The following is a 25,417-nucleotide window of genomic DNA, read 5'->3' as shown; positions in this document are numbered from 1 at the left end:
AATTATTAGTCCCTATGAAAAACAACAGCTGAAATCATTAAATTACCATGTGCATTTTCACCGGTGACAAACTGCCCTTGTTCACCAAATGTGAATGGACAAACAAAAGATTTATCATGCATTGCTATTTTCATAAATAATGCGACTTCTTCCATTCGTTGTTGAACTTTAAGCATACAACCAGCGCAATAAATAGCGAGTCCACCGATTGGATTTAATTTGATTCCGTTTGTTGCAGTAACAACGCGTCCTGCTCGAGTGATCAAGCGTTCATCTGTACCTGTCATAAAATATAACCGTTCACCTTCAATAATAGAGGCAAACATTTTTAGGCCATTTGTTTTTGTCACCATTAACGGATGAGCTAATTTAAAATAAGGTAAATCATGTATCTCACCGACTAAACGGCCAAGAGGATTTAAACTACTTTCATTAATAATGCTGCTGTTTGCTTCGAAATTTTGTTGAATCCATTGTTGATAAATATCAGCGGCAGGTTGATGATCTAATTCAATTAACTCACGCCCTTGTACTTTTGTTGCTATTGCTGAGTATGAAGTGGCAGCATAACCTGAGTGAAAAGAAAAACTTACTTCACAATTAGGATAGAAAACAGCTATACCTATACCCTGTTGTGTTTGTTGCTCATGGTTAAAAATACGCCAATTACCCTGAACATGATCATCGGCAGCACTACCGCCGATGATAGCAATGTTTTTTCCAACGACGTCTTCAATTCCTCTAATGACTTCTTCTTCACAACCAGGTGTTGCATGTAGCAATATTAATGTTGGTGATTCACCAAGGCGGCCACTGTTATTAATTGCTTTAAGTATTGCTTGGCGAGCAATGTCAAAAATAGCCCCATTAGAAGAAACTATGGAGGTACCATAAGCGCCAACAATATCATTTATCGCCCAAAGAGCGACACCTCGCCCATTAATATAACCGTCTTCTGTCATAAATCCCTGACAAGATGAACATGCAAGAAAAGGAGTATTTGGGTAATATTTTGTTAATGTTAATTGCAATACGTCGTAATCGTAATCTTCTGAAAAATACAACAAAAGTAATGATGGTGGTGCTATCTTCTCGTCCAATTTGTTAATTGCATCAACAATTGCATCATGAGAATGATTTAACACTGAAAAGCTTGTTGCAATATCCATAGCCATATCTTTTTAATTTTTCCTTATAATAATCATTTTTCTTAATATGATCAGTAAGCAAATCATTTTTAATTATTGTTTTTTATCTTATTATTAGGAATTAACCTATTATCTCCTATCATAGTACACATAATAGACTCAAGGAGTGTTATGTCACATTCAATTGTTCAAAATGTTATATTAGTTACGGGCGGTGCGAAAGGTATAGGCAAAGGTATTTGTCAGTATTTATCAAAAAATAATAATATTGTTATTGCCATAGATATTGATATTGATTCTGGATATCAACTGGTTGCAGATAATCCAAAAATACGCTTTTGGCCAGCAGATGTCACTAATAGAAAAGATATAGCAGCAATTGTTAATGAGATAACGTTACAATTTGGTCGACTCGATGGGCTTATCAATAATGCCGCGATAGCCAATCCTTATAATACACCATTAGATTCTTTATCATTAGATGAGTGGCAACGAATTATAGATATTAACTTAACGGCTCCTTTAATGATCACCCAGCAATGTTTACCATTGCTAAAAATATCAAAAGGTAATGTTGTTAATATATCTTCAACGCGTGCACTACAATCTGAAGCAAATACAGAAGCTTACAGTGCTACAAAAGGTGGGATTGTCTCTTTAACTCATGCTTTAGCTGTCAGCTTAGGACCTGAAATTAAAGTTAATTGTATTTCACCTGGATGGATAAACTCATCAAATGAGATGCTGAATAACGCAGATCATCAGCAACATCTTGTTGGTCGTGTCGGTCATACTGATGATATTGCAGAAATGGTCGAATTTTTAATTTGTCATCAATCTGGATTTATTACGGGACAAAATTTTGTTATTGATGGCGGGATGACAAAAAAAATGATTTATACAGAGTAAATATTCACTTAGGAAATTTACTCTGTATTTAATATTCGGCGCAGGTAATTGCGCCATTTATTTTATTTAGTTACCGTAAATTCTGAAGTATAAATATTATTATTGATCTTAATATCAATCGCCCAAGTCATTTTATCAGCAGTACATTGAGGTACTATAAATTCACCTAGCCACCCTTCTTTTTGTTGTTTAAATATAACCGGTAATATTCCCATATTCATACTAATGCCATTAACCGTCGCACTTGGGTTTACGGCAATATTACTTATATGCAATTTGAGTGGTATATTTGCTTTAGGATCAAGTGGTAATAACGAAACAGTTACTGGCTTAGCATCAATTGTAAACGTACAGTTTCCAGTATTTAAACTACATACCTTAGCTTGATTTGTTGTTACAGGTGGCTTTTGATAAGTTACCGTTCTCCAGATAAATGCAGTAATTAAAACGATCATCAAAACAATAATTTGAATTAATCGTCCTCGCGTTAATTTTTGTGCTGCCATTTTGTCTTTATTCCTTTATTACTGTAATTTGTCAATTCGATAACTAAAAGCGTCATGGTTGATATTAAGTGCTAACCTTATAAGGAGCTAATACTTTTACTATATTAATACATCGGTATATAGCAAGGAATGACTTTAAATAGTATAACATCGCCAGTGCTTCAACGTTGTTATCATTGCGATGAACTAATCACTTCAGGATCTCAGTTTCAGCTTGAAATCTTAGGCGAACCGAGAAACCTTTGTTGTGCTGGTTGTGAAGCTGTGGCAAAGATAATTGTTGAGAATGATTTAACTGATTATTATCAACATCGAACTCAAACAGCTAAAAAATCTGATATTGTCCCTTTAAGCTTACAAGCATTAGAACTGTATGATAATCAAGATATTCAAGATGATTTTGTAAATGAAAATGAACAGCACTATAAAGAAATATCACTTTCTGTTGATGGTGTTTCTTGCGCTGCATGCGCGTGGTTAATAGAAAAACAGTTAAAAAAACACATTGGCGTTATCACTATTGAAGTTAATATTACTACTCAACGGGCGTTATTAGTGTGGGATGACTCATGTATAAAATTAAGTCACTTATTGATAGCTATTCATCAATTAGGTTATAAAGCAGCGCCCTTTGAGCTGGATAAGCAAGAGCAACATTATCAGCATACCTTGCGCCATTATCTTTATAAGTTAGGTGTTGCCGGTATTGCGACAATGCAAGTTATGATGTTTGCTGTTGCACTTTATTTTGATGTGTTTGATGAATCTGATAATAGCTTTGGTCATTATTTACGTTGGGCCAGTCTCTTAGTAGCAACTCCAGTTTTATTGTATTCAGCACTGCCTTTCTATCGTAATGCTTGGCGAAATATTAAAACCCTAACATTAGGCATGGATGTTCCGGTATCTATTGCTTTACTGTTTGCTTATGGTGCGAGTTTATACGCAACAATAACAAAACAAGGTGAAGTGTATTTTGAATCAATTTCAATGTTTACATTTTTCCTTTTACTTGGTCGATTTTTAGAAATTCGAGCAAGACGCCATGCTGCTACCATGAGTGCAAATTTACTTAAATTGATTCCAGCAATGGCTACTTTAGTTTCAGGCAAACGAGTGGCAGCTAAAACACTAAAGATAAGTGACGTTGTCACTGTTTTTCCTGGTGAATATTTACCAGCAGATGGCATCATTGTTCAAGGCTCAACAACTATTGACGAGTCAATGCTAACCGGTGAATCTGTCGCAGTGAAACGTACTATAAATGATACTGTCTTTGCTGGCACAATTAACGGTGACAGCAATATTAACCTAAAGGTCATCCATAACCGTAAAGACGCTTTAATTTCCAAAATTGTTCGTCTTCAAGATCATGCCTTATATTCAAAACCACAAATAGCGTTAGTTGCTGATAATGTAGCGCGTTATTTTGTTGGTGCTATTTTAGTGATTGCTATATCGACATGGTTTTATTGGAATACCAATCAACCTCAAGATGCATTATGGATAACGCTGGCGGTGTTAGTTTCCACTTGCCCTTGTGCATTATCATTAGCAACACCCACTGCGATTACCTGTTCAACATCAATGTTAGGAAAGCTCGGATTATTAGTTCGTCGTGGTCATGTGTTAGAAACATTATGTAAAGTAAATCATGTTATTTTAGATAAAACAGGCACGCTTACCAAAGGTAACATTGAGCTTGTCGCTACTCAAAATTTCAGCAAATATTCAACAGCGGACATTTTATTATATGCTGCTGAACTAGAGCGCTATTCTAATCATCCAATTGCAACGATGTTTCGGCCTTATCAATCTAAAAAGGTATTGTTTGATAAAGTGGAAAATATTATTGGTCAGGGTTTAATTGGCACGATAGATCAACAACATTGGCGAATTGGTAAGTATGAATTTGTTACTCATGGTCAATCACCTCTTTCTCATTCGCAGCTCTCTACAGATATTGAACATTATTCAATCTGGCTCTCTTGTAATAAGAATATTATTGCCGCTTTTAAAATTGAAGATCCATTGCGAGATGACAGCCAACAGTTAGTGAATGTACTTAAGCAACAAGGAATGAAAGTTACAATGTTAACAGGTGACTGTTCTGTTAATGCTCAACGTGTAGCACAACAATTAAATATAGATCATTTTTTAGTAAATATGACACCGGCAGATAAGTTAGATTACTTACAAAAAATACCATCAAATGATGTATCACTAATGATTGGTGACGGTGTAAACGATGCTCCAATTCTAGCCGGTGCTCACCTTTCTATTGCGTTGAGTAGTGGAACCGACGTTGCTAAGTCATCCGCTGATATAGTGTTATTAGGTGAAAAACTATTGCCCATTATTACCGCTCGACAATTAGCATTACGCACTCGAAAAATTATTCAGCAAAATTTAATATGGGCATTAAGCTATAATTTAATCATTCTACCATTAGCTATAGCAGGTCTTGTTGCTCCCTATATAGCAGTCATAGGCATGTCAACAAGCTCAATTATTGTTGTATCAAATTCTTTAAGGTTATTAAGATAAATGGCAATTCTTTACATATTAATACCTATTGCATTGTTTTTTATTGGTCTCGCAATCGCTGTATTTTTATGGGCAGTAAAAACTAATCAATTTGATGATTTAGAACGGCGAGGCCATGATATTTTGTTTGATGACGATTTAGACGTCCCTAAAAAAGTATCTCAACGGCCACATACAAACCCACTCAAATCAGCAAACGTTGATCATGATAGAACTTAACTTTATAACTGCATTAGTCATTGGTTTAACTGGTGCTGGGCATTGCATTGGTATGTGCGGTGGAATAGCTGCGGCTGTGACAATGGGCATGCCAAATAAACCACACCAACAATGGGTATATTTATTATGCTATAACTTAGGCCGTATAAGTGCCTATATGGTAGCAGGATTGATTGTTAGCCAAGCTGTAGCTGAAGTTGTTGAATTTTCTGAAACGTCCATCGCATTGATTTTGTTGCGAATTATAGCTTCTATCATGATGGTAATATTAGGTTTATATATTGGTAATTGGTGGTCAGGTTTAATCTATATTGAACGTGTTGGTCATTATTTGTGGCGTTATATAGCTCCCATCACGCAGATTTTTTTACCATTAACATCACCTTTTAAAGCGATACCATTTGGCTTTTTATGGGGATGGTTACCCTGTGGCTTAGTTTATTCTACATTAACATGGGCAGCAGTTTCCGGCAGTGCAATAGATGGTATGACAATTATGTTCGCTTTCGGGTTAGGCACATTACCCGCAATGTTAGCTGTAGGTGCTATAGCAGATAAACTAAAGTTGCTACTAAAAAACCACTATTTTAAACGGACAAATGCTTTATTCATCATCATTTATGGTGTGCATACTGGTTACATTGCAATCAATCAAATATAGTAAGGTTTTTAATACTCGTAATATTGCTTCATAATATGTTAAAATATTGACCTACATCAAATTGGTTAGATAGGCATATGATTTCTGAAAAATTTACCACAAAACGCATTCAATCTGGTGGGTGTGCTATTCACTGTCAAGACTGTAGTATTAGCCAACTGTGTATTCCATTCACCCTTAATGAATCAGAGTTAGATCAACTGGATCAAATCATCGAGCGTAAAAAGCCGATCCAGAAAGGTCAAGAGTTGTTTAAAGCTGGTGATGAACTAAAGTCACTGTATGCGATTCGTTCTGGTACGATCAAAAGCTACACCATCACTGAACAAGGTGATGAGCAAATCACGGCATTCCATTTGGCTGGTGATTTGGTTGGTTTTGATGCAATCAATGAAATGCAACATCCAAGTTTTGCGCAATCGTTAGAAACATCAATGGTATGTGAAATACCATTTGAAATTCTTGATGATTTAGCCGGTAAGATGCCTAAACTTCGCCAACAAATCATGCGTTTGATGAGTAGTGAAATTAAAGGCGATCAAGAAATGATTTTATTATTGTCAAAGAAAAATGCTGAAGAGCGTTTAGCTGCATTCCTTTACAATTTATCGTTACGTTTTTCTCAACGCGGTTTTTCTCCTCGTGAGTTTCGCTTAACAATGACACGTGGTGATATTGGTAACTATTTAGGCCTGACGGTTGAAACCATAAGTCGCCTACTAGGTCGCTTCCAAAAGTCTGAAATGTTAAGTGTTAAAGGTAAATACATTACTATTTTAGATCATGATGAGTTAGCAAAACTTGCTGGTGTCAGTAAGAGTAATAATTTGTAGTAGTTGAGTACCCTATCTAATCAATTTATAAACAGGCACTATTTAGTGTCTGTTTTTGTATCTGCCTTCCTTCGTTTTATTTTAACGCTATGTATATTATTAACCTATATGGTGTTAATTTATCTCATTTTTACATTTTCTTGCTCAAACTACTCCCCATCTTGGTTAGTTTAGAGTACAGTAAATATTATGTTAATTTTTTAATTATTTGATTTAAATGTACATCAAATAAATGCAGCGGTAAATGTGTCCTCTTTGTTGTTGCTTATTCACCAAAGAGATCCTGCCGTAGGGAGACATTATTATGCAAAAATATAAAAACATACTTGTTGTCGCTGATCCTGAACGAGAACAACAGCCAGCAATATCTCGTGCGATTCATTTAGCTAAGACTTGTGATGATGTGAAGATTATTGTTTTCCTCGCTATTTATGATTTTTCGTATGAAATGACTTCAATGCTATCTTCAGACGAACGTGATGCTATGCGTCGTGGTGTCGTTATGCAGCGTGAAGAATGGCTTAAGGAAATCATACAACCACATACAGAAAAAGGCATCAATATCGAGATAAAAGTCGTATGGCACAACCGCCCTTACGAGTCTATTATCGCTGATGTATTTAGCCAAGATATTGACCTATTAATCAAAGCAACACACGAACATGCTAAATTAGGCTCAGTGATCTTTACTCCAACAGATTGGCATTTATTACGTAAATGCCCTGTTCCGGTGTTACTTGTTAAAGGGGAAAACTGGCCGACTAATGGTAATGTACTCGCTTGTGTGAACTTATCTGCTGAAGATGAAACTCATGAAGATCTTAACGATAAAATCATCAAAGAAGCGATTGCCTTTTCATCAATCACGCAAGCCAACGTTAATTTAGTAAATGCCTACCCAGCCACACCTGTCAATATCACAATAGAACTGCCTGAATTTGATCCTGCGTCATATACTGATGCTGTTCGTGGTCATCACTTAATGACAATGAAAGCTTTACGTCAAAAGTATTGTATTGATGAAGAGCAAACCTATGTTGTCGAAGGTTTAGCTGAAGATATTATTCCACAAGTCGCTGATGAAATTAATGCAGAGCTTGTCATTCTTGGTACAACAGGACGTACCGGATTATCCGCAGTCTTTATTGGTAATACTGCCGAGAATACTATTGATAGTTTAAATTGTGATTTGTTGGCGTTAAAACCAGATGGTTACATTAGCCCTTTATCACCTAACTCAATTGATTAATAAATTGTGTTACTTTCTTTATAAACGCCTCTGATGAGGCGTTTATTTTGGCTCTACTGATTTTTCATTTACAAGCCATTTAGCAAATTTAGTTAAATACCATTCCTTTTCTTGTTCTGAACAATAAGCTCGACTTAATTTTCTATGTCGCCATTCTGCAACTAATGATACGCGAGTTTGGTTTGTTGGCTGTTGTTTTAGGTAAGTCGCACAAAGTTGACTATTAGACATCTGCCGAGCATAGGCATTAACACTACCACCTTGAATCCCCATCTGTTGTGCTTGATGCGAACTGCAACCGAGCATAATGAAGCAAAGACTCGTTATTATCATTAACTGTGGTTTCATCTTTATTAATCCTAAGACATCTATTTTTTATAATAATATCAATAATTAAAAATGAGTGATATTACTACTTTAACATTATTAAAAGCTTATAAAAAATAATATTAAGTATATTGCACTACACTATAGCTATTAGTTAGTAATTAAGCAGTTTATTATGTGCCGTATCCATAAAACAGTTGCGTTATTTATATGTTTACTTTCTTTTAATAGCTATTCGATTGGTATAAACGATAGCAAATATATTGAATTAGGCAGTAGTTTAGATCCAACATTAGTAAATAATGTCAGTGCTAAGCTACATTTAGAAGCAAATACAGCAAAATATAATGCTGTTGGGTTAGTAATTGGTCGCGGGTATTGTTCCGGAACTTGGCTTGGTAGTGATCAGCAATATAGTTATATATTAACCGCTGCACATTGTTTATATGGCCATGAGAAAAATCAACATCAAGGTCAATATGTTAGCTTTAAGCGCCATGATGGTACAGTGATCAGTGCAGGTCAATCAATTAACTATTTTAATCAATATACAGGATGTAGTTCCGATATCGCTGTTGCCAAAATACCTAAAGTTAGCGATCCGTTAGATAACAACGGTAATGTTATTAAGCAGCCCTACGTAGATAATCATTTTAATCCTAACCTTTTGCTAAATAAGATTAGTTTAACTGGCTTCGGTATTTTTGGTTCGCGCTCATTAGGTCAATTAGATGGTATTAGTAAACGAAATGGTATTGGTTTATTACGTTTTTTATATCAAAACTGCTTAATCAATCAAGCGATTGAAAATACACCATCGTGGGCATTTGCTTCACCTGGCGATAGTGGCTCTGCCATTTGGCAACAACGTAATGGGGCTAATGTTGCTGTCGGTATTTCATCATGGTGGTTTGGGTGGCAATATGGTTACTCAGGTCATGCATCGATTGCTTTAAATAGTGATTGGTTGCAACGCATTGTTCCGATGCTAAAAACAATTGATGATATTCCTACCGATATCGAAGAACCCGCTTTTGTATTAACTGAGAAAAACATAGTCGAAACTAAACCGCTAGAAACAAATGTTAGAGGTTCAATTTACTATGTAAGAAGCAATAATGTGATTGATGGTCCTAACCGTTATATTTGGCGCTATCCTCGTGAAACGACCCTATTTTCAACTCTGCTTATTCATCAACAAACCAATGCAGCCTATTCGGTTTGGTTACGTGGTCAGCGTAAAACACATTGTGGCTGGGGTAGAATAAATAATAGTGCTTGGTGTTATCCTGCCCCCAACCTCGGTCAACTAAAATTACATTTTAATCAAAAAGATAATTCTGATTTACCTATTGGCGATTATAAAGGTGAGTTTAGTTTTACAGCCAAAAGCCTCTATGATCGAAATTATAATGATACAGTGACTATCAATGCCAATATTGCAATTACTGAGCAACTCGCCCCTGACGGTACAATTACTGCTGATTCGCCGTTTGTGAGTCAACGATTTGAAAAAAATATCCGCGGTACAGTGTATTATCAATCGCCTAATAAGATGGGAACTAATCGACCACGATGGAGCCGACACACGGGGACTTTCAGTAAGCTAACCGTCAATGTAAAAAACACTCAAACGGATATATCACAAACTGTCATTTTACGTGGCGAGCGATATCTTGGTTGTGGTTGGGCTGTGATGAATAACAGTGCTTATTGTCGTAAAACCGGCCCTGTTTATGGTGAACTTAGAATTAGCTTTGTTGCTGAAGATAATCCTGATTTAGATATCGGTGAATATAAAGGCAGTTTTCCTGTGATTGTTAGAGGTTTACATTACCGCCGCTTTAAACAAGATCTGCGCCTTAACGTACATTTAAATATTACTGAGTAATAATATGAATAAGCGTTATATTTTTCTTATATCTACAATCGTTGTAAGTATCTATATTTATTATATTTACGACGGTTCTGTTTCATCTTCAACTATTATGACCAAGCATCAGCCTGCAGCTACTGTGTCTGATAGCTACAACAATGAGGTGCTACCTATACCCGATGACTTTGATGAACTGATTGTAATAAAAGAGCAAAAACCACAAATTATGCCTGCGCCTAATAATAATCTATTAGCGGTCAATCCATTTGTTGATGACGTTGAATTCATCACAGAAGCTCACCAAGAGCAACCATTAGCAATAGACAGTAATATTAATTTATTAACAGGTAGTGATTTGTGGAAGTATCGCCCCACTTTAAAACTACACATTGAACGAGAACAACAGATACTGTTAACCAATGACTACTCAGCGATGCAAGTCGATGATGATTTGCTTAAACAGTTAGTTGTTGGTGATAGCTTAATAGTTTCGTTACCTAATAAAGGTACACAGCAAATTATAATTTCCGCCATACAAAAGAATAAAAACAATGTTGTTGTATGGGAACTACAAAATACTCAGCGCCAGAATATAGGCAAAATAACCCAAATTAAGGCGATTACGGAAGGCAGTTTTATTACTGATAGTAAACAAGAATATCATCTAAGAACAGTAAACAATAAAGGTTGGATAGCGAGCAAAGAACAATTAGTTAACAATAATAATCAAGCAATTAAGAAAAACAAGCAGCCTTTTTCTAAACGCTTTTTAAATGAAAATGAAGAACAGTAATAATCACTACAACACCTACCATTCATTAGTCGGTGCTGTAGTGCAAATAGAACTAAACGCTAATGATTAAACGTTAGTAACATCGATGAACATGCTTTCATCAATATTCGTTGATGAAACTGTTGCTTCAGTGAAAGCGTATTCTGCTCTTTCACCTTCACGATCTAGCGGCAGATTCACAAAATCAAATAGGTTCTTATCGGCTAATTGGCTTGGGCTAATATTCTGAATTGATTTAAAAATAGCATCAACACGGCCCGGTGTCTTTTTGTCCCAGTCAATCAACATAGCTTTAATGCTTTGACGTTGCAGATTCTCTTGAGAACCACAAAGGTTACAAGGAATAATTGGGAATTGCTTATATTCAGCATATTTAATCAGGTCTTTTTCTCGGCAGTATGCCAATGGACGAATAACCACGTTACGTCCATCATCAGAACGTAATTTAGGTGGCATCGCTTTTAGACGAGAACCATGGAACATATTTAAGAATAATGTTTCAACGATATCATCTAAATGGTGGCCTAATGCAATTTTAGTCGCACCAATTGTTTCTGCGAAAGAATACAAGGTGCCGCGGCGTAAACGAGAGCATAAACCACATGTAGTCTTGCCTTCTTCTACTTTTTCCTTAACCACCGAGTAAGTATCTTTATCGACAATGTAGTAAGGAATATTTAGGCTTTGAAAATACTCTGGCAAAATATGCTCTGGGAAGCCCGGTTGCTTTTGATCAAGGTTAACCGCAACAACGTCAAATTTAATTGGCGCAGCTTTCTGTAAATTAAGCAGAATATCCAGCATTGCAAATGAATCTTTGCCACCACTAATACATGCCATAACAACATCACCTTCTTCGATCATGTTGTAATCAATAATGGCATTACCCATATTGCGGCGAAGACGTTTTTGCAGTTTGTTATATTCAAGTGTTTCTTTACGGTTATCTGTCTGATTCATTACTACTTCTCGAACTACCGACAACATCGATAGTAGAATTGCGGGATAAGAATTTATAGGGCGTGAATTATACGTATTTTATTGTTGGCTGGAAATAGCTACACACAATAAAAAAGCCCAGCACACAATGGCTGGACTTTTTTTATATTAGATAAAGTGCTTAATTACTTAAAAAAACTCATTACAAATTTTTTAACTTGGTCAATCAAACGACTAAAGAAGCTACCTTCATCGACTGGTTCAAGAGCAACCAATGGTTGTTTACCAACCTCTTTGTCATTCACTGAGTAAATGATTTCACCAACCTGTTGGCCTTTAGTGATCGGCGCTTCAAGTTCACTATTAAGTTCAACGCTAGCGGTTAATTTCTTAGTGTCATTTCGTGACAGTGTCACATAACTTGTTTGATCTACACCTAGCTTAACCTGATCTTTATCACCAAACCATACTCGTTCAGTAATGATTTCATCACCTGCTTTGTGCGGTGTAACTGTTTCAAAAAAGCGGAAACCATAATTTAATAATTGCTTACTTTCAATTTCGCGTGTTTTGGTACTCTTAGTTCCCATAACAACCGCGATTAAACGCATGTCACCTTCTGTCGCAGAACTGGTTAAGCTATAACCTGCGCCGCTGGTGTAACCAGTTTTCATACCATCAACATTCATGCTTGGATCATTTAGTAAGCCATTGCGATTACGTTGAGTAATATTGTTGTAACTAAATGACTTTTCGCTATATAGCGGGTAAATCATCGGTAAATCACGAATAAGCGCTTGTCCAAGTAATGCAATATCATATGGTGTGGTATATAAATCACTATTATCTAATCCATGTGGATTAGCAAAGTTAGAGTTATTCATACCCAATTTTTTAGCCCATGAGTTCATTAAACTCACAAACGATTGTTCCGATCCTGCAACGTGTTCAGCAATTGCTACACTAGCATCATTACCTGATTGAATGATCAAACCACGAAATAGATCCATCAAAGGCACTTCACTACCTACTTCGATGAACATTTTAGATGAATCAGGGAAGTTCCTAGCCCAAGCATTACGGCTGATAACAACTAGATCTTTATCACTGATGTTGCCCTGCTTCATTTCTTGGCCAGCAACATAACTTGTCATCAGCTTGGTTAAACTTGCAGGATTTAATTTTTCGTTTGCATCCTTTTCAACTAGGATCTTACCTGTATTGTAATCCATCAATACATAGCCTTTAGCACTTAATGTTGGTGCATCAGGTACAACCGTCGGCATAGATGCAGACGCTGAAAAAGATAAAGAGTAAAGCGCTGTAGCACCAACAAGAGAGAAAAAGCGAGTCGTCTTTTCCATGTGAGGCAAAATTCCTTTAGAAAACGATAATATCAATCTACATAGCTATTGAGGACTTGCAGATAATAACCAAATAGGTATTTAGATTGGTTGCCAGTATAGCGAAAAAATATAATAAAACAGGGCTTGGTAACATTGTCTTACCAAATGCTATCTCTGATTACATTTATAACGCTAATAGAGGTAAATATAAATCATTAATAGCAATTAAATACTACATATTTGCGTTTTTAATTAATAATTTTTACTCTGTTCGTGTTTTATTATCTTGTTGATGGCGTATCACTATTAAATAATTACCGCTTAGGTTAAATTTATTCTATTGCTGTTTATCAATTAGGAACAAGTATGAACTATTACAATAAATTAGATCGGCATGCTAAAAAGCTTTCTCGCCTTGGACACCTCAACGCTATTTGTGGTTGGGATCAAGCTGCAATGATGCCAAATGGCGGCGCACAAGCACGTTCAGAAGCAATGGCTGAACTTGCTGTCATTTCTCATGAATTGGCAACTGCTGACTACTTAGAAGATTGGTTTACACAAGCAGAAACAGAAAATTTGACTCTCGAGCAACGTATCAGCCTTGCCTCACTTAAACGTCAATGGATGATGCAAAATATTTTACCAGCAGATCTTGTAGAGCAACAATCACTTGCAGGTTCTCAATGTGAACATGCTTGGCGTTCACAACGTAAAGAGAATAATTGGGAAAGCTTTAAAGCTAACTTGCAACCTGTTGTTGAATTAGCTCGTAAAGAAGCATCTATTCGTGCACAAGCAACAGGATTAAGCCGCTACGATGCGTTACTTGATATCTATGAACCAGGTATGACATCTGCGGTATTAGATCGTATTTTTGCCGAGGTAAAATCATGGTTACCTCAATTAATTCAACAAGTAGAAGCTAAACAAGCGACAGAAGTTGTATTACCTCTATCTGCTCCATTTGCAATTGAGCAACAGCAAGCTTTGAGCCTTGAAGCGATGAAGTTACTTGGTTTTGACTTTGAACATGGTCGATTAGATATTAGTACTCATCCATTTTGTGGTGGTGTACCGACGGATGTACGTATTACTACCCGCTATGATGAAAATGATTTCACATCTGCACTCATGGGCGTTATTCATGAAACTGGTCATGCGCGTTACGAACAAGGTTTACCTAAACAATGGCGTGATTTACCGGTTGGTGAGGCTCGTTCAATGGGAATTCATGAATCACAAAGTTTATTTTGTGAAATGCAATTATCACGTAGTTCGTCATTTAGTCGTTTATTAGCACCAATGATTCAAAAAGCGTTTAATTCAGCAGATGTTTCACTATCAGCAGAGAACCTTCATCTGATTAATACTCGCGTTAAACCAGGTTTTATTCGTGTCGATGCAGATGAAGTCACTTACCCTGCGCACGTAATCTTACGCTATGAAATTGAGCGAGATTTAATTGAAGGTAACATTGAAGTTGATGATATTCCAACAATTTGGGATCAGAAAATGACTCAATATCTTGGTATATCTACACAAGGGAATTTCACTGATGGCTGTATGCAAGATATCCATTGGACTGATGGTAGCTTTGGTTATTTCCCAAGCTATACTTTAGGTGCTATGTATGCTGCGCAATTTATGGCGACAATTAATCAACAGATGGACGTTGAATTATTAGTTGATCAAGGTAATCTAGCTCCAATATTTGAGTGGCTACAGACAAATATTTGGAATAAAGGCTCTACATTATCAACCGACAAGCTGGTGGAACAAGCAACAGGTGAAACGTTAAATCCTGAGCACTTTAAGCAACATTTAATGAAGCGCTACTTAAATAATTAACAACAATATTGCTGAGATATACAAAAAAACGTTATTAATTTCACTTAATTGTAATATTTAGCAAAATAATATCGTATAGATCACAGTTTCATCATCATTGTTTTTTATACTCTTTACTAATAAATATGACGATTATCATTAAAGGATTTAAGAATGACTTATAAAGCAGCAGATCTAAACTATCATGGCGAAAATTGTGGTGTTCATAATTGGATCACTGATGGTGGTCAAACATTCTACTGGCATCCTGATTGGCTACATATTGCAGAAGATGCAACGGGTTTACATAGCAAGCATGAAATTGAAGTTGAAAATGGTGGTGAGATTACCAAAGGTCACGCTGTTCATGCCATTTTAAAACGTTTGAATGAAATGCTAGGTAACGACCACGCCTAAAAAGCGTATTATTTCAATAAAAAAGCCACTATCGTATTCGATAGTGGCTTTTTTTTATCTTTTGAGTGTGAATTAAGCGTAGCGATTGGCCGTATTCTCTGCCACTTTTACAATCACTTTGACTGCAAGTTCCATCCCTTCAACAGTAATAAATTCATGAATACCGTGGAAGTTATAGCCCCCAGTGAAAATATTAGGACACGGCAAACCCATAAATGATAATCGAGCCCCATCGGTACCACCCCGAATAGGCTTAATTTCAGGTTTAATGTCGCAATCCATCATTGATTGTTGAGCAATTTCAATAATGTGTGGGAATGGCTCAACCATTTCACGCATATTATAATAAGAATCCGTTAAAATAAGCTCAACGCGACCTTGTGTTAGCTTACTGTTTAATTCGTCTACTTTTTGCTGCATGAATGCTTTGCGCTTCTCTTGACCATCACGATCAAAATCTCGAATGATATAACCCAATTCAGTACGAGCGACTGATGCATCCATTGATTTAAGATGGTAAAAACCTTGATAGCCATCAGTGCATTCAGGGGTTTCATCTGCTGGCATCATCAATTGAAATTGTGCTGCAATATTCATGGAATTAACCATTTTATTTTTTGCAGTTCCTGGATGAACATTTACACCATGACAAATAACGTCAGCAGACGATGCATTAAAGTTTTCATACTCTAATTCACCAACTGGACCACCATCAATGGTATAAGCCCACTTTGCACCAAATTTTTCGACGTCAAACAGATTCGCACCGCGACCGATTTCTTCATCAGGTGTAAAACCAATACAAATATCGCCATGCTTGATACTAGGGTTCGCAATAAGATAAGCGATAGCCGTCATTATTTCAGCAACCCCCGCTTTATTATCTGCACCAAGCAACGTTGTTCCGTCTGTCGTAATAATATTGTGACCATGTAACTTATTAAGGTCTGGATATTGGAATGGTGATAACACTTCATCCCCTATTCCTAAAGCAATATCACCACCACGGTAGTTTTCAACGAGTTGTGGGCGAACATTTTTTCCTGACGCATCAGGCGCGGTATCCATATGAGCAATAAAACCAATAGCAGGAATATCACCATCCATATTTGCGGGTAAGCGTGCTGTCAGATATCCATTATTATCCAAACAAATATCACTGAGCCCAAGTTCAGCCATTTCTGATTGAAGAACTTCAGCTAATACACGTTGCCCTGATGTACTAGGACAAGAGCAAACCGCACCGTTAGATTGTGTATCAAAGCTTACGTATCGTAAAAAACGTTCTATTAACTTATCCATTAAGTAACCTTTATTACAGAAGCTGGCAGCTACTACTGCCGCTATTTACTATTATAGTTATTATCATCTAATGGATAATAAATGACATTGAGATACATCATCATTAGCATTTTTTTTGTGTAATATTAGTCCTCATTTTTAATGATAATAGTGATGGTTATTTGTTTTTTATAGACAAATAAAGTTATAGTGCATTAGTAATATAGATTAAAAAAAAGCTCCTTATATAAAGGAGCTCTTTGGGTACAAATTATGTAAATTACGCATTAAACGTATCATTATTTACTGACTCATTGATCTTATCATCAGTTTTTGAGTTATGATCATCCTCATTTGGCGTTACTGATGTAACCTGTAACGTAATGCCAAACATATTACGATAAATAATTGCTTTTACATTGAAGAAAAATGGTAATGTCCACAGCAAACCAATACCGGCAGTAGCAATAGAAACAAAAAATAGAATCATGACAACCAGATAGATTGCAGTCATCGGCATTACTTTACGCACTGTTGCCATAAATGAATATTGAATAGCTTTGATCGGTGTTACACGCTTTTCACACACCAATAATATTGCCATACTCAATGCCATGGTTAAAAATAATCCAACTAAAGGGAAAATACTGCTGCCGATTCCCTGAATTGAAGATATTAATAACATCGTAATAATTGAAACTAATGTGAACGAAAACCCTTTAACAATTTGGTTTGCTTTCGTTGGCAACCCTACTGAGTGATTAAGCGCCATTAAACTCACACCGACATATAAAGGAGCAATCAATACATCAGACCAAAAGTTAGCCATAAAGCCCGCTTTCAAAATCTCTTCAGTAAACCCCTTCCCCGTAATAAAGGCATCAAAAAATACATTAGGGCTACCTAGCTGTACTTTTAAACTCAAAAGCAACAATGCAATCTGTGCAATAAATAAACAAATTACAGCAGGTAAGAATTTAGTGAAATTTTTTGCTGTAATTTTAAAGGCTTCTTGAAGAACAGCTATTGGTTGTAACTCAACATCGCCAGCCATTGCTTTTTCAATTGAACCACCAACGTGAAAACTCTTTTTAGTTGTCTCTTTCATACTCATATCATCATTATTCTGGTAAGCGTATTGTACGTTACTCATGATGGTACAAAAACACTATTCACGTAAAAATTTATTTCAACACCCTGTTAGCGCATGAAAAACAGACAATAAATTACAATTAAGACAATAACAGCCCTTTTTTAGGGGTTTTATAATAAAACCCATCAGCTATGATTGAACATAAACAATAAATTTTTGGGCTTAAAAACAAACATTACTATTATTGTTTTTATAGTAATTTATTTTTTCAGTATTATTTGTAATAGCAACCATCTTGCTAGGAATCAACGTGCTATCATTAATGAAAGTAGCAATTAATCTATAAATTTAATGAGAAAACGCTTTAAATTGAAAGACTACAGGTCTATTATGCGCCCCTAATTTTAGCCAAAATATTGGGGCTTAACCAAACAGTCCCACGGTGGAGATAACGTAGAATTGAACGTTGCAAAAACATCTAAGAAACCTGTAATTCAGCTGAAGGGTCTTAGCAAAAGCTTTGACGGTAAGCAAATCATTACAGGTTTGGACCTAAACGTAAACGATGGTGAATTTTTAACCATTTTAGGTCCATCAGGCTGTGGCAAAACCACAGTACTTCGTCTAATTGCTGGTTTTGAGACTGCTGATAATGGGCAAGTCACAATTGATGGCAAAGATGTTACTGACATTCCCGCTGAACAACGTCTCGTTAATACGGTGTTTCAGAGTTATGCACTGTTTCCACATATGACAGTGTTTGAGAACGTCGCGTTTGGTTTACGCATGCAAAAAGTGCCATCGAGTGATATTGAACCTCGAGTAATGGAAGCATTGCGTATGGTGCAACTTGATAAATTTGCCCCTCGTAAACCTCATCAATTGTCCGGTGGTCAGCAACAACGTGTTGCGATTGCGCGTGCCGTTGTTAATAAACCAAAAGTTCTTTTACTTGATGAATCACTTTCTGCACTTGATTACAAATTACGTAAACAAATGCAGCTAGAGCTAAAACAACTGCAGCGGAAACTTGGTATTACCTTTATTTTTGTAACTCACGATCAAGAAGAGGCACTTTCAATGTCTGACCGTATCATCGTAATGCGCGATGGTTATGTTGAACAAGATGGTAGCCCTCGTGAGATTTACGAAGAGCCGACTAACTTATTTGTTGCTCACTTTATCGGCGAGATCAACGTATTTGATGCTACCGTTAAAGAACGCTTAGACAGCAAGCGCATTATGGCAGATGTAGAAGGTCGTCATTCTTTAATTCACTGTGAACTTGATGTTGCTATTGGCGATAAAGTGAAAGTGCTATTACGTCCTGAAGATATTCGTATTGAAGAAATTCATAATGGCGATCAGACGACAGGCATTTTAGGTAAAGTTAAAGAACGTACTTATAAAGGTATGACGCTTGATTCTGTGGTACAGCTAGATTCAGGAAAATCGGTAATGGTTAGTGAATTCTTCAACGAAGATGATCCTGACGTAGACCACTCTCTTGATCAAAAAGTTGCCATTACTTGGGTTGAAAGTTGGGAAGTGGTGCTAGCTGATGAGCAAGAAGTTTAATCTCCAAAACATTATCATAACGATTGTTGTAAGTTGGTTACTATTATTCGTATTTGTACCCAACCTAATGATTATCGGCACGAGTTTTTTAACCCGTGATGATGCAAACTTGATCAAAATGGTGTTCACGTTAGATAACTACGAGCGTCTTTTCGATCCAATGTATGCGAAAGTACTTTTGCATTCATTTAATATGGCAATTACAGCAACGTTATTATGCTTATTAATTGGCTATCCTTTTGCGTATGCCATTGCAAAGATGCCTGAAAAATGGCGTCCATTTATGCTGTTTTTGGTTATTGTTCCTTTTTGGACTAACTCGCTAATCCGTACATATGGCTTAAAGCTAATGCTTGGTACGCGTGGTATTCTAAATAATGCATTGATGTACTTAGATATTATTGATAAGCCCTTGCGTATTATGTACACCGAATATGCAGTAATGATTGGCCTAGTTTATATTTTGCTGCCATTTATGGTGTTACCTTTGTACTCAGCAATAGAAAAACTTGATAATAACTATATCGAAGCTGCTCGAGATTTAGGTGCGAATAAGTTTCAAACGTTTATTAGAGTTATTTTCCCACTGACAATGCCTGGTGTTATTGCTGGTTGTTTATTAGTGTTGCTACCAGCTTTAGGTATGTTCTATGTAGCAGACCTACTTGGTGGTGCGAAAAACTTGCTGATTGGTAACGTGATTAAGAGTCAGGTACTCAACGCACGTGACTGGCCTTTTGGCTCTGCGACCAGTATTGCACTAACGTTAGCAATGGCAATTATGCTATATGCTTATTATCGTGCAGGAAAATTGCTGAACAAAAAAGTGGAGCTTGAATAATGGGACGTTTGTTTAAATTCAGCTTTATGTCAGTGGTCTATGCATTTTTGTATGCTCCAATCATTATATTAATTGTTAACTCATTTAACGCCAGTAAGTTTGGTATGAAATGGGGCGGTTTTACAACAAAATGGTATAGCGAGCTAGTCAATAACGATAGTTTGATGCAAGCCGCTGGACACTCGATTACGATTGCAGTGATTTCAGCGACAGCTGCATCATTAATAGGTAGTTTAACGGCTGTTGCTCTATTTCGTTATAACTTCAAAGGCAAGAAGTTCGTATCAGGCATGCTATTTTTAGTGATGATGTCCCCTGATATTGTAATGGCAATTTCGTTATTAGCATTGTTCCTATTGATTGGTGCAAACCTTGGTTTCTTAACGTTATTACTATCGCATATTACTTTTTGTTTGCCATTTGTTGTAGTAACTGTATACAGTCGTTTAAAAGGCTTTGATGTTAAAATGCTTGAAGCTGCACGTGACTTAGGTGCGAGTGAGTGGGTAATTCTAAAACAGATTATTCTACCACTAGCTAAGCCTGCTGTTGCAGCTGGCTGGTTATTAAGCTTTACATTATCACTTGATGACGTAATTGTGAGTTCATTCGTTACAGGACCTAGTTATGAAATTTTACCTTTAAAAATCTACTCGATGGTTAAAGTTGGCATTTCACCAGAGGTTAATGCATTAGCAACTATTATGCTAATCATCTCACTATTCCTTGTAATTTGTTCGCAATTGCTTGCAAGAGAAAAAAAATAACATTATCGTTTTTGACTGCGATTAAATGGCTAACTTACTTAAAGTTAGCCATTTTTTTATGTAAACTATTCCCCTCTTCACGTCTCTATTTAAACATGCTTTGAGCGCATTCAGTTCTAAATAGGTCTCGAGTGTATTCATATTTTGTCTTTATTTGTATAACAATATTATGCAAAGGTTAAGTATCTGTTATATATCAATACTCTGAAGATAAATATCTTCTCTAACCACTTATATTTGTGATGGCGGTAAGATTTTATCTGCTATACTAGCTTCGTATACCAATTCATATTTGTTTAAAAAGCACGCTCTTTTAAAGTGCCTTATAAACGACACAAAATTAGGAGAAGCGGTTACAGCCGCTAGAGAACATTCTCGATATCCTGTTTAGTTAGGAGCTAACAACAATGAAAAAATGGTCTTTAATGATGGCCGGTGCGGTTTGTGCTGTGTCAATGTATTCAAACATTGCCACTGCTGCAGATTCAGATAGTAATAAGTTATACTTTTATAACTGGTCTGAATACATCCCTAATGATGTACTAGAGCAGTTCACAAAAGAAACCGGTATTAAAGTAATTTATTCGACTTATGAGTCGAATGAGACCATGTACGCTAAGTTAAAAACTTATGATAAAGGCTACGATTTAATTGTTCCTTCAACTTACTACGTTTCTAAAATGAGTAAGGAAGGCATGCTGAAGAAGATCGATAAATCAAAGATCCCTAATTTTGCTGGTATTGGTAAAAACTATTTAGATAAACCTTTTGATCCAAACAATAATTATTCTATCCCTTACATTTGGGGCGCTACAGGTATCGGCGTTAATACAGATGTAGTTGATAAATCAAAAATCACTAGCTGGGCTGATTTATGGGATCCTAAGTGGCAGGGTCAGTTAATGATGATGGACGATGCACGTGAAGTGTTCCAAGTTGCATTACGTAAGCTAGGCTATTCTGGTAATACTCGTGATCCTAAGCAAATTAAAGCTGCTTATGAAGAACTTAAGAAATTAATGCCTAACGTATTGGTATTTAACTCTGACTTCCCTGCTAACCCATACATGGCTGGTGAAACGCCATTAGGTATGCTTTGGAATGGCTCGGCATACATGGCGCGTAAAGAAGGCGCTCCAATTGATATCGTATGGCCAAAAGAAGGTGCAATTTTCTGGATGGACAGCTTAGCAATTCCAATCAATGCTAAGCATGTTGATAACGCATATAAGATGATCAATTTCTTACTTCGTCCTGATATTGCAGCAAAAATTGCGCTACAAATTGGTTACCCTACACCTGTAGAAGCTGCGAAGAAGCTGTTACCAGCAAGCTTTGTAAACGATCCAAGCATCTACCCACCACAAGCGGTAATGGATGCAGGTGAATGGCAGAACAGTGTTGGTCCTATGAGCGAAGTATACGAAGAATACTTCCAAAAACTAAAAGCTGGCGAATAATCGCGACGTTTAGTTAATCATAACCAAAAAAACCGAGCTTTTTAGCTCGGTTTTTTATTATATCTGTACTGTTATTTTTGCTGTTGGGCTTTTAATAGCTCATCAACATAAGCAGGCACCAATATAGAAGCTTTACCATAACGCTTCTCTTCAAATTCATTTTCAACATTACTCGGCTCTAAATTAAGCTCGATAGTATGTGCACCTTGCAATGATGCTTCATGTACAAATCCTGCGGCGGGATAAACATTACCTGATGTGCCAATTGCTATGAACAAATCCGCCTTCACAATCGCATCATGAATTTTATCCATATCAATAGGCATTTCTCCAAACCATACAATATCAGGTCGTAGTGGCGCTGCTAATTGACAACAGTGGCAATGATCCTCTGTGTGTAAATCACCGTGCCATTCTATTGTTTGCCCAGATTCACAACAACGCACTTTCAAAAGCTCGCCATGCATATGGATCACATTGTGGCTACCTGCGCGCTCGTGCAGGTTATCGATGTTTTGAGTCACAATCGTTACTGTACCCTCTAATTCGGCTTCTAACTTCGCAAGCGCATAATGAGCTGCATTCGGGGCAACTGATCCATCTTCAATCTGTGCTCGACGCGCATTATAAAAAGCTTGTACTAATTCAGGATCGCGTTGATAGCCTTCTGGGGTTGCAACATCTTCCACTCGATGCTCTTCCCATAGCCCGTCAGCTGCACGAAAAGTACGAATCCCCGACTCGGCAGAAATTCCCGCTCCTGTTAGCACGACAATATTTTTGTAAGGAAATAACATAACAGCATCCTTTAGTGGTAGTAGTAATTAACCTTTAGTCTATTTATACCACTGATTTTATATGGTTTAACGGAGTTTTTTATTAGACGTTAGTATGAGGAATAATAGATTGTTATTAATATTAAATTATGCTCAAAAAAAACCGACCACATTCTTTATTGAATGCCGATCGGCTTTTTATTTACTGTTTCTTTAACCGTTAACTATCCGTTGATGGCTTAGGTTTATCTGACAATACTTTTTCCGGCTCGTAACCCGGTTGGTTTTCAGGTAAATCTTTTACCTCATCAAACCATAGATTATGGTGTTCACGTGCCCACGTTTCATCAACATCACCCGTGACCATGCCATCAAGTCCCGCTTCCATACCAAATAAACCAATATAGATATGGAATATAAAGCCACAGATTAAAATCAGTGCTGATAACATATGAAGTAAGTTAGATAACTCCATATCACGACGAGTTTGATCAAAAATAGGGAAATCTAATATAAAGCCACTGACGGTAATCGAAAATCCAAAAATAATCAGTAACCAAAAGATAGCTTTCTCACCGCCATTAGAGAAACCAGCAGATGGGTGCGAACCTTTATGTTTACCCACCATACCGCCCATCTTCTTAAACCATTCAATATCAACTTTGTTAAAGGTGCTTTTACGCCACCATTTAACTAATACAGCCAGTAATAGAATCGCAAAAATAGGTCCCATATAATTATGGTATTGCTTGGCAGCAAGAATGATCCAACCCCAGATTTCAGTAGGAACAATAGGTTTAATAAAATGTTTACCATAAACGAGCGTTAACCCACTGAATCCTAACGTTAGAAACGTAAAAGCCATACTCCAGTGCAAGGCTCTATCAATACGGCTCCAGCGCTTTATCTTACGACCTGTTTTAGGTTTACTTAACTTAAGTGGGCCAATGACGACATAAGCTAATGTCACCATCACAAGGCTTCCAAAAATAGCTAATGCCCCAAGTGGCGACATCCATTTTTCTTTGAGGATATACCATGTTTGTCCAGGCACACTGATTAATACATCATGTTCAGGCCAACCTGATGTGGTATAGCCTTTTTCACCGTCTTTTACCATCCGCCAATAATCAGCACCAGCAAAGCCAATCACTTCTTTTTTTACTACGGACTCACCTGATGTTGTTGCATCACTACCACTTGCCATAGTGGGTACCGAAAACAGCATCATTAATGCGGTAACCATGATAGTTAACCAGCGTTGAATTCGCTTAGTCATTACAGCTCCTGTCCACTCAGAAAGCGGATTAATTGGCATACCAAACCCCTGGTATGCCTAACTATTACAACAAGTCTATAAATAGGCTTAAAATTTATTTTTAAAGCCTATTTGAGGTGATCAAGCTTTACGAACTTTGCTCGCGTCGTAAGCTAAATCATCAGAACTTGCCCAGCCCGCATCTTTTGCACCACGAGCAACAACACGCTTACTGAAAATTTCGGAGATTTTTTCAGCATCACCTGCAAGTAATGACTTCGTCGAACACATTGAAGCACACATTGGTAATTTACCTTCTGCAATACGGTTTGCACCATAAAGCAGACGTTCTTTTTCAGAACCAGGTTCCGTATTTGGACCACCTGAACAGTAAGTACACTTATCCATTTTTCCACGTTCAGCAAACGCATCTTGCTTTGGAAATTGTGGCGCACCAAATGGACAAGCAAATAAGCAATAACCACAACCGATACATAAGTCTTTATCGTGCTGCACAATGCCATCTTCTGTTTGGCTAAAACAATCTGCCGGACACACAGCCATACACGGCGCATCACTACAATGCATGCAAGCTACAGAGATTGATGTTTCCCCTGGAAGACCGTCGTTTAAGGTTACAACGCGACGACGTTGAATCCCCCAACCCACCGCTTCTGAGTTAGCATTTTTACAAGCTGTTACACAACCATTGCACTCAATACAGCGCTTAGAGTCACAAAGAAATTTCATACGTGCCATCAGG

At 36.9% G+C, this 25,417-nt stretch carries 24 protein-coding genes; 14 read left to right on the top strand and 10 right to left on the bottom strand.

The features are described from left to right. Positions 1 to 5: 5 nt before the first annotated feature. Complete coding sequence (locus tag PAND9192_RS03735; RefSeq protein ID WP_087852898.1) at positions 6 to 1,169, bottom strand: FIST signal transduction protein; 1,164 nt, start codon at positions 1,167 to 1,169, stop codon at positions 6 to 8. Positions 1,170 to 1,319: 150 nt separating this feature from the next. Between PAND9192_RS03735 and PAND9192_RS03730 the strand changes: the two genes are divergently transcribed. Beyond that, positions 1,320 to 2,057, top strand: coding sequence for an SDR family oxidoreductase (locus PAND9192_RS03730; RefSeq protein ID WP_087852591.1), 738 nt, complete (start codon positions 1,320 to 1,322; stop codon positions 2,055 to 2,057). A gap of 62 nt (positions 2,058 to 2,119) precedes the next feature. Here PAND9192_RS03730 and PAND9192_RS03725 read toward each other — a convergent pair whose 3' ends face one another. Next, positions 2,120 to 2,563: a hypothetical protein gene (locus tag PAND9192_RS03725; protein WP_087852590.1), complete on the bottom strand. Its 444-nt coding sequence runs from the start codon at positions 2,561 to 2,563 to the stop codon at positions 2,120 to 2,122. Between the two features lie 156 nt (positions 2,564 to 2,719). On the opposite strand from PAND9192_RS03725, the gene PAND9192_RS03720 reads away from it, so the two are divergent. The 5 genes from PAND9192_RS03720 (at position 2,720) to uspE (ending at position 8,072) form a co-directional block, all read left to right on the top strand. After that, positions 2,720 to 5,110, top strand: coding sequence for a heavy metal translocating P-type ATPase (locus PAND9192_RS03720; protein ID WP_159458207.1), 2,391 nt, complete (start codon positions 2,720 to 2,722; stop codon positions 5,108 to 5,110). Then, entirely contained in the window at positions 5,111 to 5,329 is a 219-nt protein-coding gene (gene ccoS, locus PAND9192_RS03715) for a cbb3-type cytochrome oxidase assembly protein CcoS (protein ID WP_087852588.1), read from the top strand. Continuing rightward, positions 5,316 to 5,990 carry a sulfite exporter TauE/SafE family protein gene (locus PAND9192_RS03710; protein WP_087852587.1) on the top strand — a complete coding sequence of 225 codons (675 nt, stop codon included), beginning with the start codon at positions 5,316 to 5,318 and terminating at the stop codon, positions 5,988 to 5,990. Before ccoS ends, PAND9192_RS03710 begins: the two co-directional genes overlap by 14 nt. Positions 5,991 to 6,067: 77 nt before the next feature. After that, on the top strand, positions 6,068 to 6,823 hold the full coding sequence (gene fnr / locus PAND9192_RS03705) for a fumarate/nitrate reduction transcriptional regulator Fnr (protein ID WP_045030450.1): 756 nt from the start codon (positions 6,068 to 6,070) through the stop codon (positions 6,821 to 6,823). A 304-nt stretch (positions 6,824 to 7,127) separates the two neighbouring features. Beyond that, on the top strand, positions 7,128 to 8,072 hold the full coding sequence (uspE, locus tag PAND9192_RS03700; protein WP_087852586.1) for a universal stress protein UspE: 945 nt from the start codon (positions 7,128 to 7,130) through the stop codon (positions 8,070 to 8,072). Positions 8,073 to 8,114: 42 nt separating this feature from the next. Here the strand turns inward: uspE and PAND9192_RS03695 are convergent, their stop codons facing one another. Beyond that, positions 8,115 to 8,420, bottom strand: a complete 306-nt coding sequence (locus PAND9192_RS03695; protein ID WP_087852585.1) for a hypothetical protein — start codon at positions 8,418 to 8,420, stop codon at positions 8,115 to 8,117. A gap of 154 nt (positions 8,421 to 8,574) precedes the next feature. Here PAND9192_RS03695 and PAND9192_RS03690 point away from each other — a divergent pair, with 154 nt between their 5' ends. Together PAND9192_RS03690 and PAND9192_RS03685 are read left to right on the top strand one after the other, a co-directional pair. After that, positions 8,575 to 10,290, top strand: a complete 1,716-nt coding sequence (locus PAND9192_RS03690; RefSeq protein WP_087852584.1) for a trypsin-like serine peptidase — start codon at positions 8,575 to 8,577, stop codon at positions 10,288 to 10,290. A gap of 4 nt (positions 10,291 to 10,294) precedes the next feature. Then, positions 10,295 to 11,068 (top strand): protease inhibitor BamI-like protein, encoded by a 774-nt coding sequence (locus PAND9192_RS03685; protein ID WP_087852583.1) that lies wholly within the window; start codon positions 10,295 to 10,297, stop codon positions 11,066 to 11,068. Positions 11,069 to 11,134: 66 nt separating this feature from the next. Here the strand turns inward: PAND9192_RS03685 and ttcA are convergent, their stop codons facing one another. Further along, on the bottom strand, positions 11,135 to 12,028 hold the full coding sequence (ttcA, locus tag PAND9192_RS03680) for a tRNA 2-thiocytidine(32) synthetase TtcA (RefSeq protein ID WP_060998066.1): 894 nt from the start codon (positions 12,026 to 12,028) through the stop codon (positions 11,135 to 11,137). 164 nt (positions 12,029 to 12,192) lie between these two features. Continuing rightward, the gene (locus PAND9192_RS03675) at positions 12,193 to 13,371 is read right to left on the bottom strand and encodes a D-alanyl-D-alanine carboxypeptidase family protein (protein WP_087852582.1); all 1,179 of its coding nucleotides are present in this window, start codon (positions 13,369 to 13,371) and stop codon (positions 12,193 to 12,195) included. Between the two features lie 348 nt (positions 13,372 to 13,719). Here PAND9192_RS03675 and PAND9192_RS03670 point away from each other — a divergent pair, with 348 nt between their 5' ends. Continuing rightward, a complete protein-coding gene (locus tag PAND9192_RS03670; protein WP_087852581.1) occupies positions 13,720 to 15,204 on the top strand; it encodes a carboxypeptidase M32 in 1,485 nt (494 codons plus the stop codon). 153 nt (positions 15,205 to 15,357) lie between these two features. After that, the gene (locus PAND9192_RS03665; protein WP_087819730.1) at positions 15,358 to 15,600 is read left to right on the top strand and encodes a hypothetical protein; all 243 of its coding nucleotides are present in this window, start codon (positions 15,358 to 15,360) and stop codon (positions 15,598 to 15,600) included. Between the two features lie 72 nt (positions 15,601 to 15,672). On the opposite strand, the gene pepT is transcribed toward PAND9192_RS03665, so the two are convergent. Together pepT and PAND9192_RS03655 are read right to left on the bottom strand one after the other, a co-directional pair. Next, positions 15,673 to 16,902 carry a peptidase T gene (gene pepT, locus PAND9192_RS03660; RefSeq protein WP_087852580.1) on the bottom strand — a complete coding sequence of 410 codons (1,230 nt, stop codon included), beginning with the start codon at positions 16,900 to 16,902 and terminating at the stop codon, positions 15,673 to 15,675. A 259-nt stretch (positions 16,903 to 17,161) separates the two neighbouring features. Then, positions 17,162 to 17,989, bottom strand: a complete 828-nt coding sequence (locus PAND9192_RS03655) for a DUF2189 domain-containing protein (RefSeq protein WP_087852579.1) — start codon at positions 17,987 to 17,989, stop codon at positions 17,162 to 17,164. Between the two features lie 444 nt (positions 17,990 to 18,433). Here PAND9192_RS03655 and potA point away from each other — a divergent pair, with 444 nt between their 5' ends. The 4 genes from potA to PAND9192_RS03635 all read left to right on the top strand — a co-directional run bounded on the left by potA (position 18,434) and on the right by PAND9192_RS03635 (position 22,620). Continuing rightward, the gene (gene potA, locus PAND9192_RS03650) at positions 18,434 to 19,552 is read left to right on the top strand and encodes a spermidine/putrescine ABC transporter ATP-binding protein PotA (protein ID WP_087819728.1); all 1,119 of its coding nucleotides are present in this window, start codon (positions 18,434 to 18,436) and stop codon (positions 19,550 to 19,552) included. Continuing rightward, a complete protein-coding gene (gene potB, locus PAND9192_RS03645) occupies positions 19,536 to 20,393 on the top strand; it encodes a spermidine/putrescine ABC transporter permease PotB (protein ID WP_087852578.1) in 858 nt (285 codons plus the stop codon). The genes potA and potB overlap by 17 nt, the downstream gene beginning before the upstream one ends. Continuing rightward, positions 20,393 to 21,160, top strand: a complete 768-nt coding sequence (gene potC / locus PAND9192_RS03640; RefSeq protein ID WP_087852577.1) for a spermidine/putrescine ABC transporter permease PotC — start codon at positions 20,393 to 20,395, stop codon at positions 21,158 to 21,160. Before potB ends, potC begins: the two co-directional genes overlap by 1 nt. A gap of 407 nt (positions 21,161 to 21,567) precedes the next feature. Further along, a complete protein-coding gene (locus PAND9192_RS03635) occupies positions 21,568 to 22,620 on the top strand; it encodes an extracellular solute-binding protein (RefSeq protein WP_060998058.1) in 1,053 nt (350 codons plus the stop codon). Between the two features lie 71 nt (positions 22,621 to 22,691). Here PAND9192_RS03635 and cobB read toward each other — a convergent pair whose 3' ends face one another. From cobB to fdh3B, 3 genes are all read right to left on the bottom strand, one after another. Further along, positions 22,692 to 23,417, bottom strand: coding sequence for a Sir2 family NAD+-dependent deacetylase (gene cobB / locus PAND9192_RS03630; RefSeq protein ID WP_087852576.1), 726 nt, complete (start codon positions 23,415 to 23,417; stop codon positions 22,692 to 22,694). 199 nt (positions 23,418 to 23,616) lie between these two features. Then, positions 23,617 to 24,675: a formate dehydrogenase subunit gamma gene (locus PAND9192_RS03625; RefSeq protein ID WP_087852575.1), complete on the bottom strand. Its 1,059-nt coding sequence runs from the start codon at positions 24,673 to 24,675 to the stop codon at positions 23,617 to 23,619. 120 nt (positions 24,676 to 24,795) lie between these two features. Continuing rightward, positions 24,796 to 25,413, bottom strand: a complete 618-nt coding sequence (gene fdh3B / locus PAND9192_RS03620; RefSeq protein WP_060998055.1) for a formate dehydrogenase FDH3 subunit beta — start codon at positions 25,411 to 25,413, stop codon at positions 24,796 to 24,798. Between the last annotated feature and the right edge of the window lie 4 nt (positions 25,414 to 25,417).

It is taken from the genome of Photobacterium andalusiense (assembly GCF_900185625.1).
GTDB lineage: Bacteria > Pseudomonadota > Gammaproteobacteria > Enterobacterales > Vibrionaceae > Photobacterium > Photobacterium aquimaris.
Note: the sequence above shows the minus strand (reverse complement) of the source record. Positions and strands in the feature narration are given on the sequence as shown.

Excerpts from the sequence above, each read along its gene's own strand:
- cobB (WP_087852576.1), bottom strand. The coding sequence starts at position 23,417 with ATGTTATTTCCTTACAAAAATATTGTCGTGCTAACAGGAGCGGGAATT.
- uspE (WP_087852586.1), top strand. The coding sequence starts at position 7,128 with ATGCAAAAATATAAAAACATACTTGTTGTCGCTGATCCTGAACGAGAA.
- PAND9192_RS03690 (WP_087852584.1), top strand. The coding sequence starts at position 8,575 with ATGTGCCGTATCCATAAAACAGTTGCGTTATTTATATGTTTACTTTCT.
- PAND9192_RS03675 (WP_087852582.1), bottom strand. The coding sequence starts at position 13,371 with ATGGAAAAGACGACTCGCTTTTTCTCTCTTGTTGGTGCTACAGCGCTT.
- PAND9192_RS03695 (WP_087852585.1), bottom strand. The coding sequence starts at position 8,420 with ATGAAACCACAGTTAATGATAATAACGAGTCTTTGCTTCATTATGCTC.
- PAND9192_RS03685 (WP_087852583.1), top strand. The coding sequence starts at position 10,295 with ATGAATAAGCGTTATATTTTTCTTATATCTACAATCGTTGTAAGTATC.
- PAND9192_RS03625 (WP_087852575.1), bottom strand. The coding sequence starts at position 24,675 with ATGACTAAGCGAATTCAACGCTGGTTAACTATCATGGTTACCGCATTA.
- potC (WP_087852577.1), top strand. The coding sequence starts at position 20,393 with ATGGGACGTTTGTTTAAATTCAGCTTTATGTCAGTGGTCTATGCATTT.
- fdh3B (WP_060998055.1), bottom strand. The coding sequence starts at position 25,413 with ATGGCACGTATGAAATTTCTTTGTGACTCTAAGCGCTGTATTGAGTGC.
- PAND9192_RS03635 (WP_060998058.1), top strand. The coding sequence starts at position 21,568 with ATGAAAAAATGGTCTTTAATGATGGCCGGTGCGGTTTGTGCTGTGTCA.
- ccoS (WP_087852588.1), top strand. The coding sequence starts at position 5,111 with ATGGCAATTCTTTACATATTAATACCTATTGCATTGTTTTTTATTGGT.
- pepT (WP_087852580.1), bottom strand. The coding sequence starts at position 16,902 with ATGGATAAGTTAATAGAACGTTTTTTACGATACGTAAGCTTTGATACA.
- PAND9192_RS03655 (WP_087852579.1), bottom strand. The coding sequence starts at position 17,989 with ATGAAAGAGACAACTAAAAAGAGTTTTCACGTTGGTGGTTCAATTGAA.
- PAND9192_RS03730 (WP_087852591.1), top strand. The coding sequence starts at position 1,320 with ATGTCACATTCAATTGTTCAAAATGTTATATTAGTTACGGGCGGTGCG.
- PAND9192_RS03725 (WP_087852590.1), bottom strand. The coding sequence starts at position 2,563 with ATGGCAGCACAAAAATTAACGCGAGGACGATTAATTCAAATTATTGTT.
- potB (WP_087852578.1), top strand. The coding sequence starts at position 19,536 with ATGAGCAAGAAGTTTAATCTCCAAAACATTATCATAACGATTGTTGTA.
- fnr (WP_045030450.1), top strand. The coding sequence starts at position 6,068 with ATGATTTCTGAAAAATTTACCACAAAACGCATTCAATCTGGTGGGTGT.
- ttcA (WP_060998066.1), bottom strand. The coding sequence starts at position 12,028 with ATGAATCAGACAGATAACCGTAAAGAAACACTTGAATATAACAAACTG.
- PAND9192_RS03735 (WP_087852898.1), bottom strand. The coding sequence starts at position 1,169 with ATGGATATTGCAACAAGCTTTTCAGTGTTAAATCATTCTCATGATGCA.
- PAND9192_RS03710 (WP_087852587.1), top strand. The coding sequence starts at position 5,316 with ATGATAGAACTTAACTTTATAACTGCATTAGTCATTGGTTTAACTGGT.
- PAND9192_RS03665 (WP_087819730.1), top strand. The coding sequence starts at position 15,358 with ATGACTTATAAAGCAGCAGATCTAAACTATCATGGCGAAAATTGTGGT.
- PAND9192_RS03670 (WP_087852581.1), top strand. The coding sequence starts at position 13,720 with ATGAACTATTACAATAAATTAGATCGGCATGCTAAAAAGCTTTCTCGC.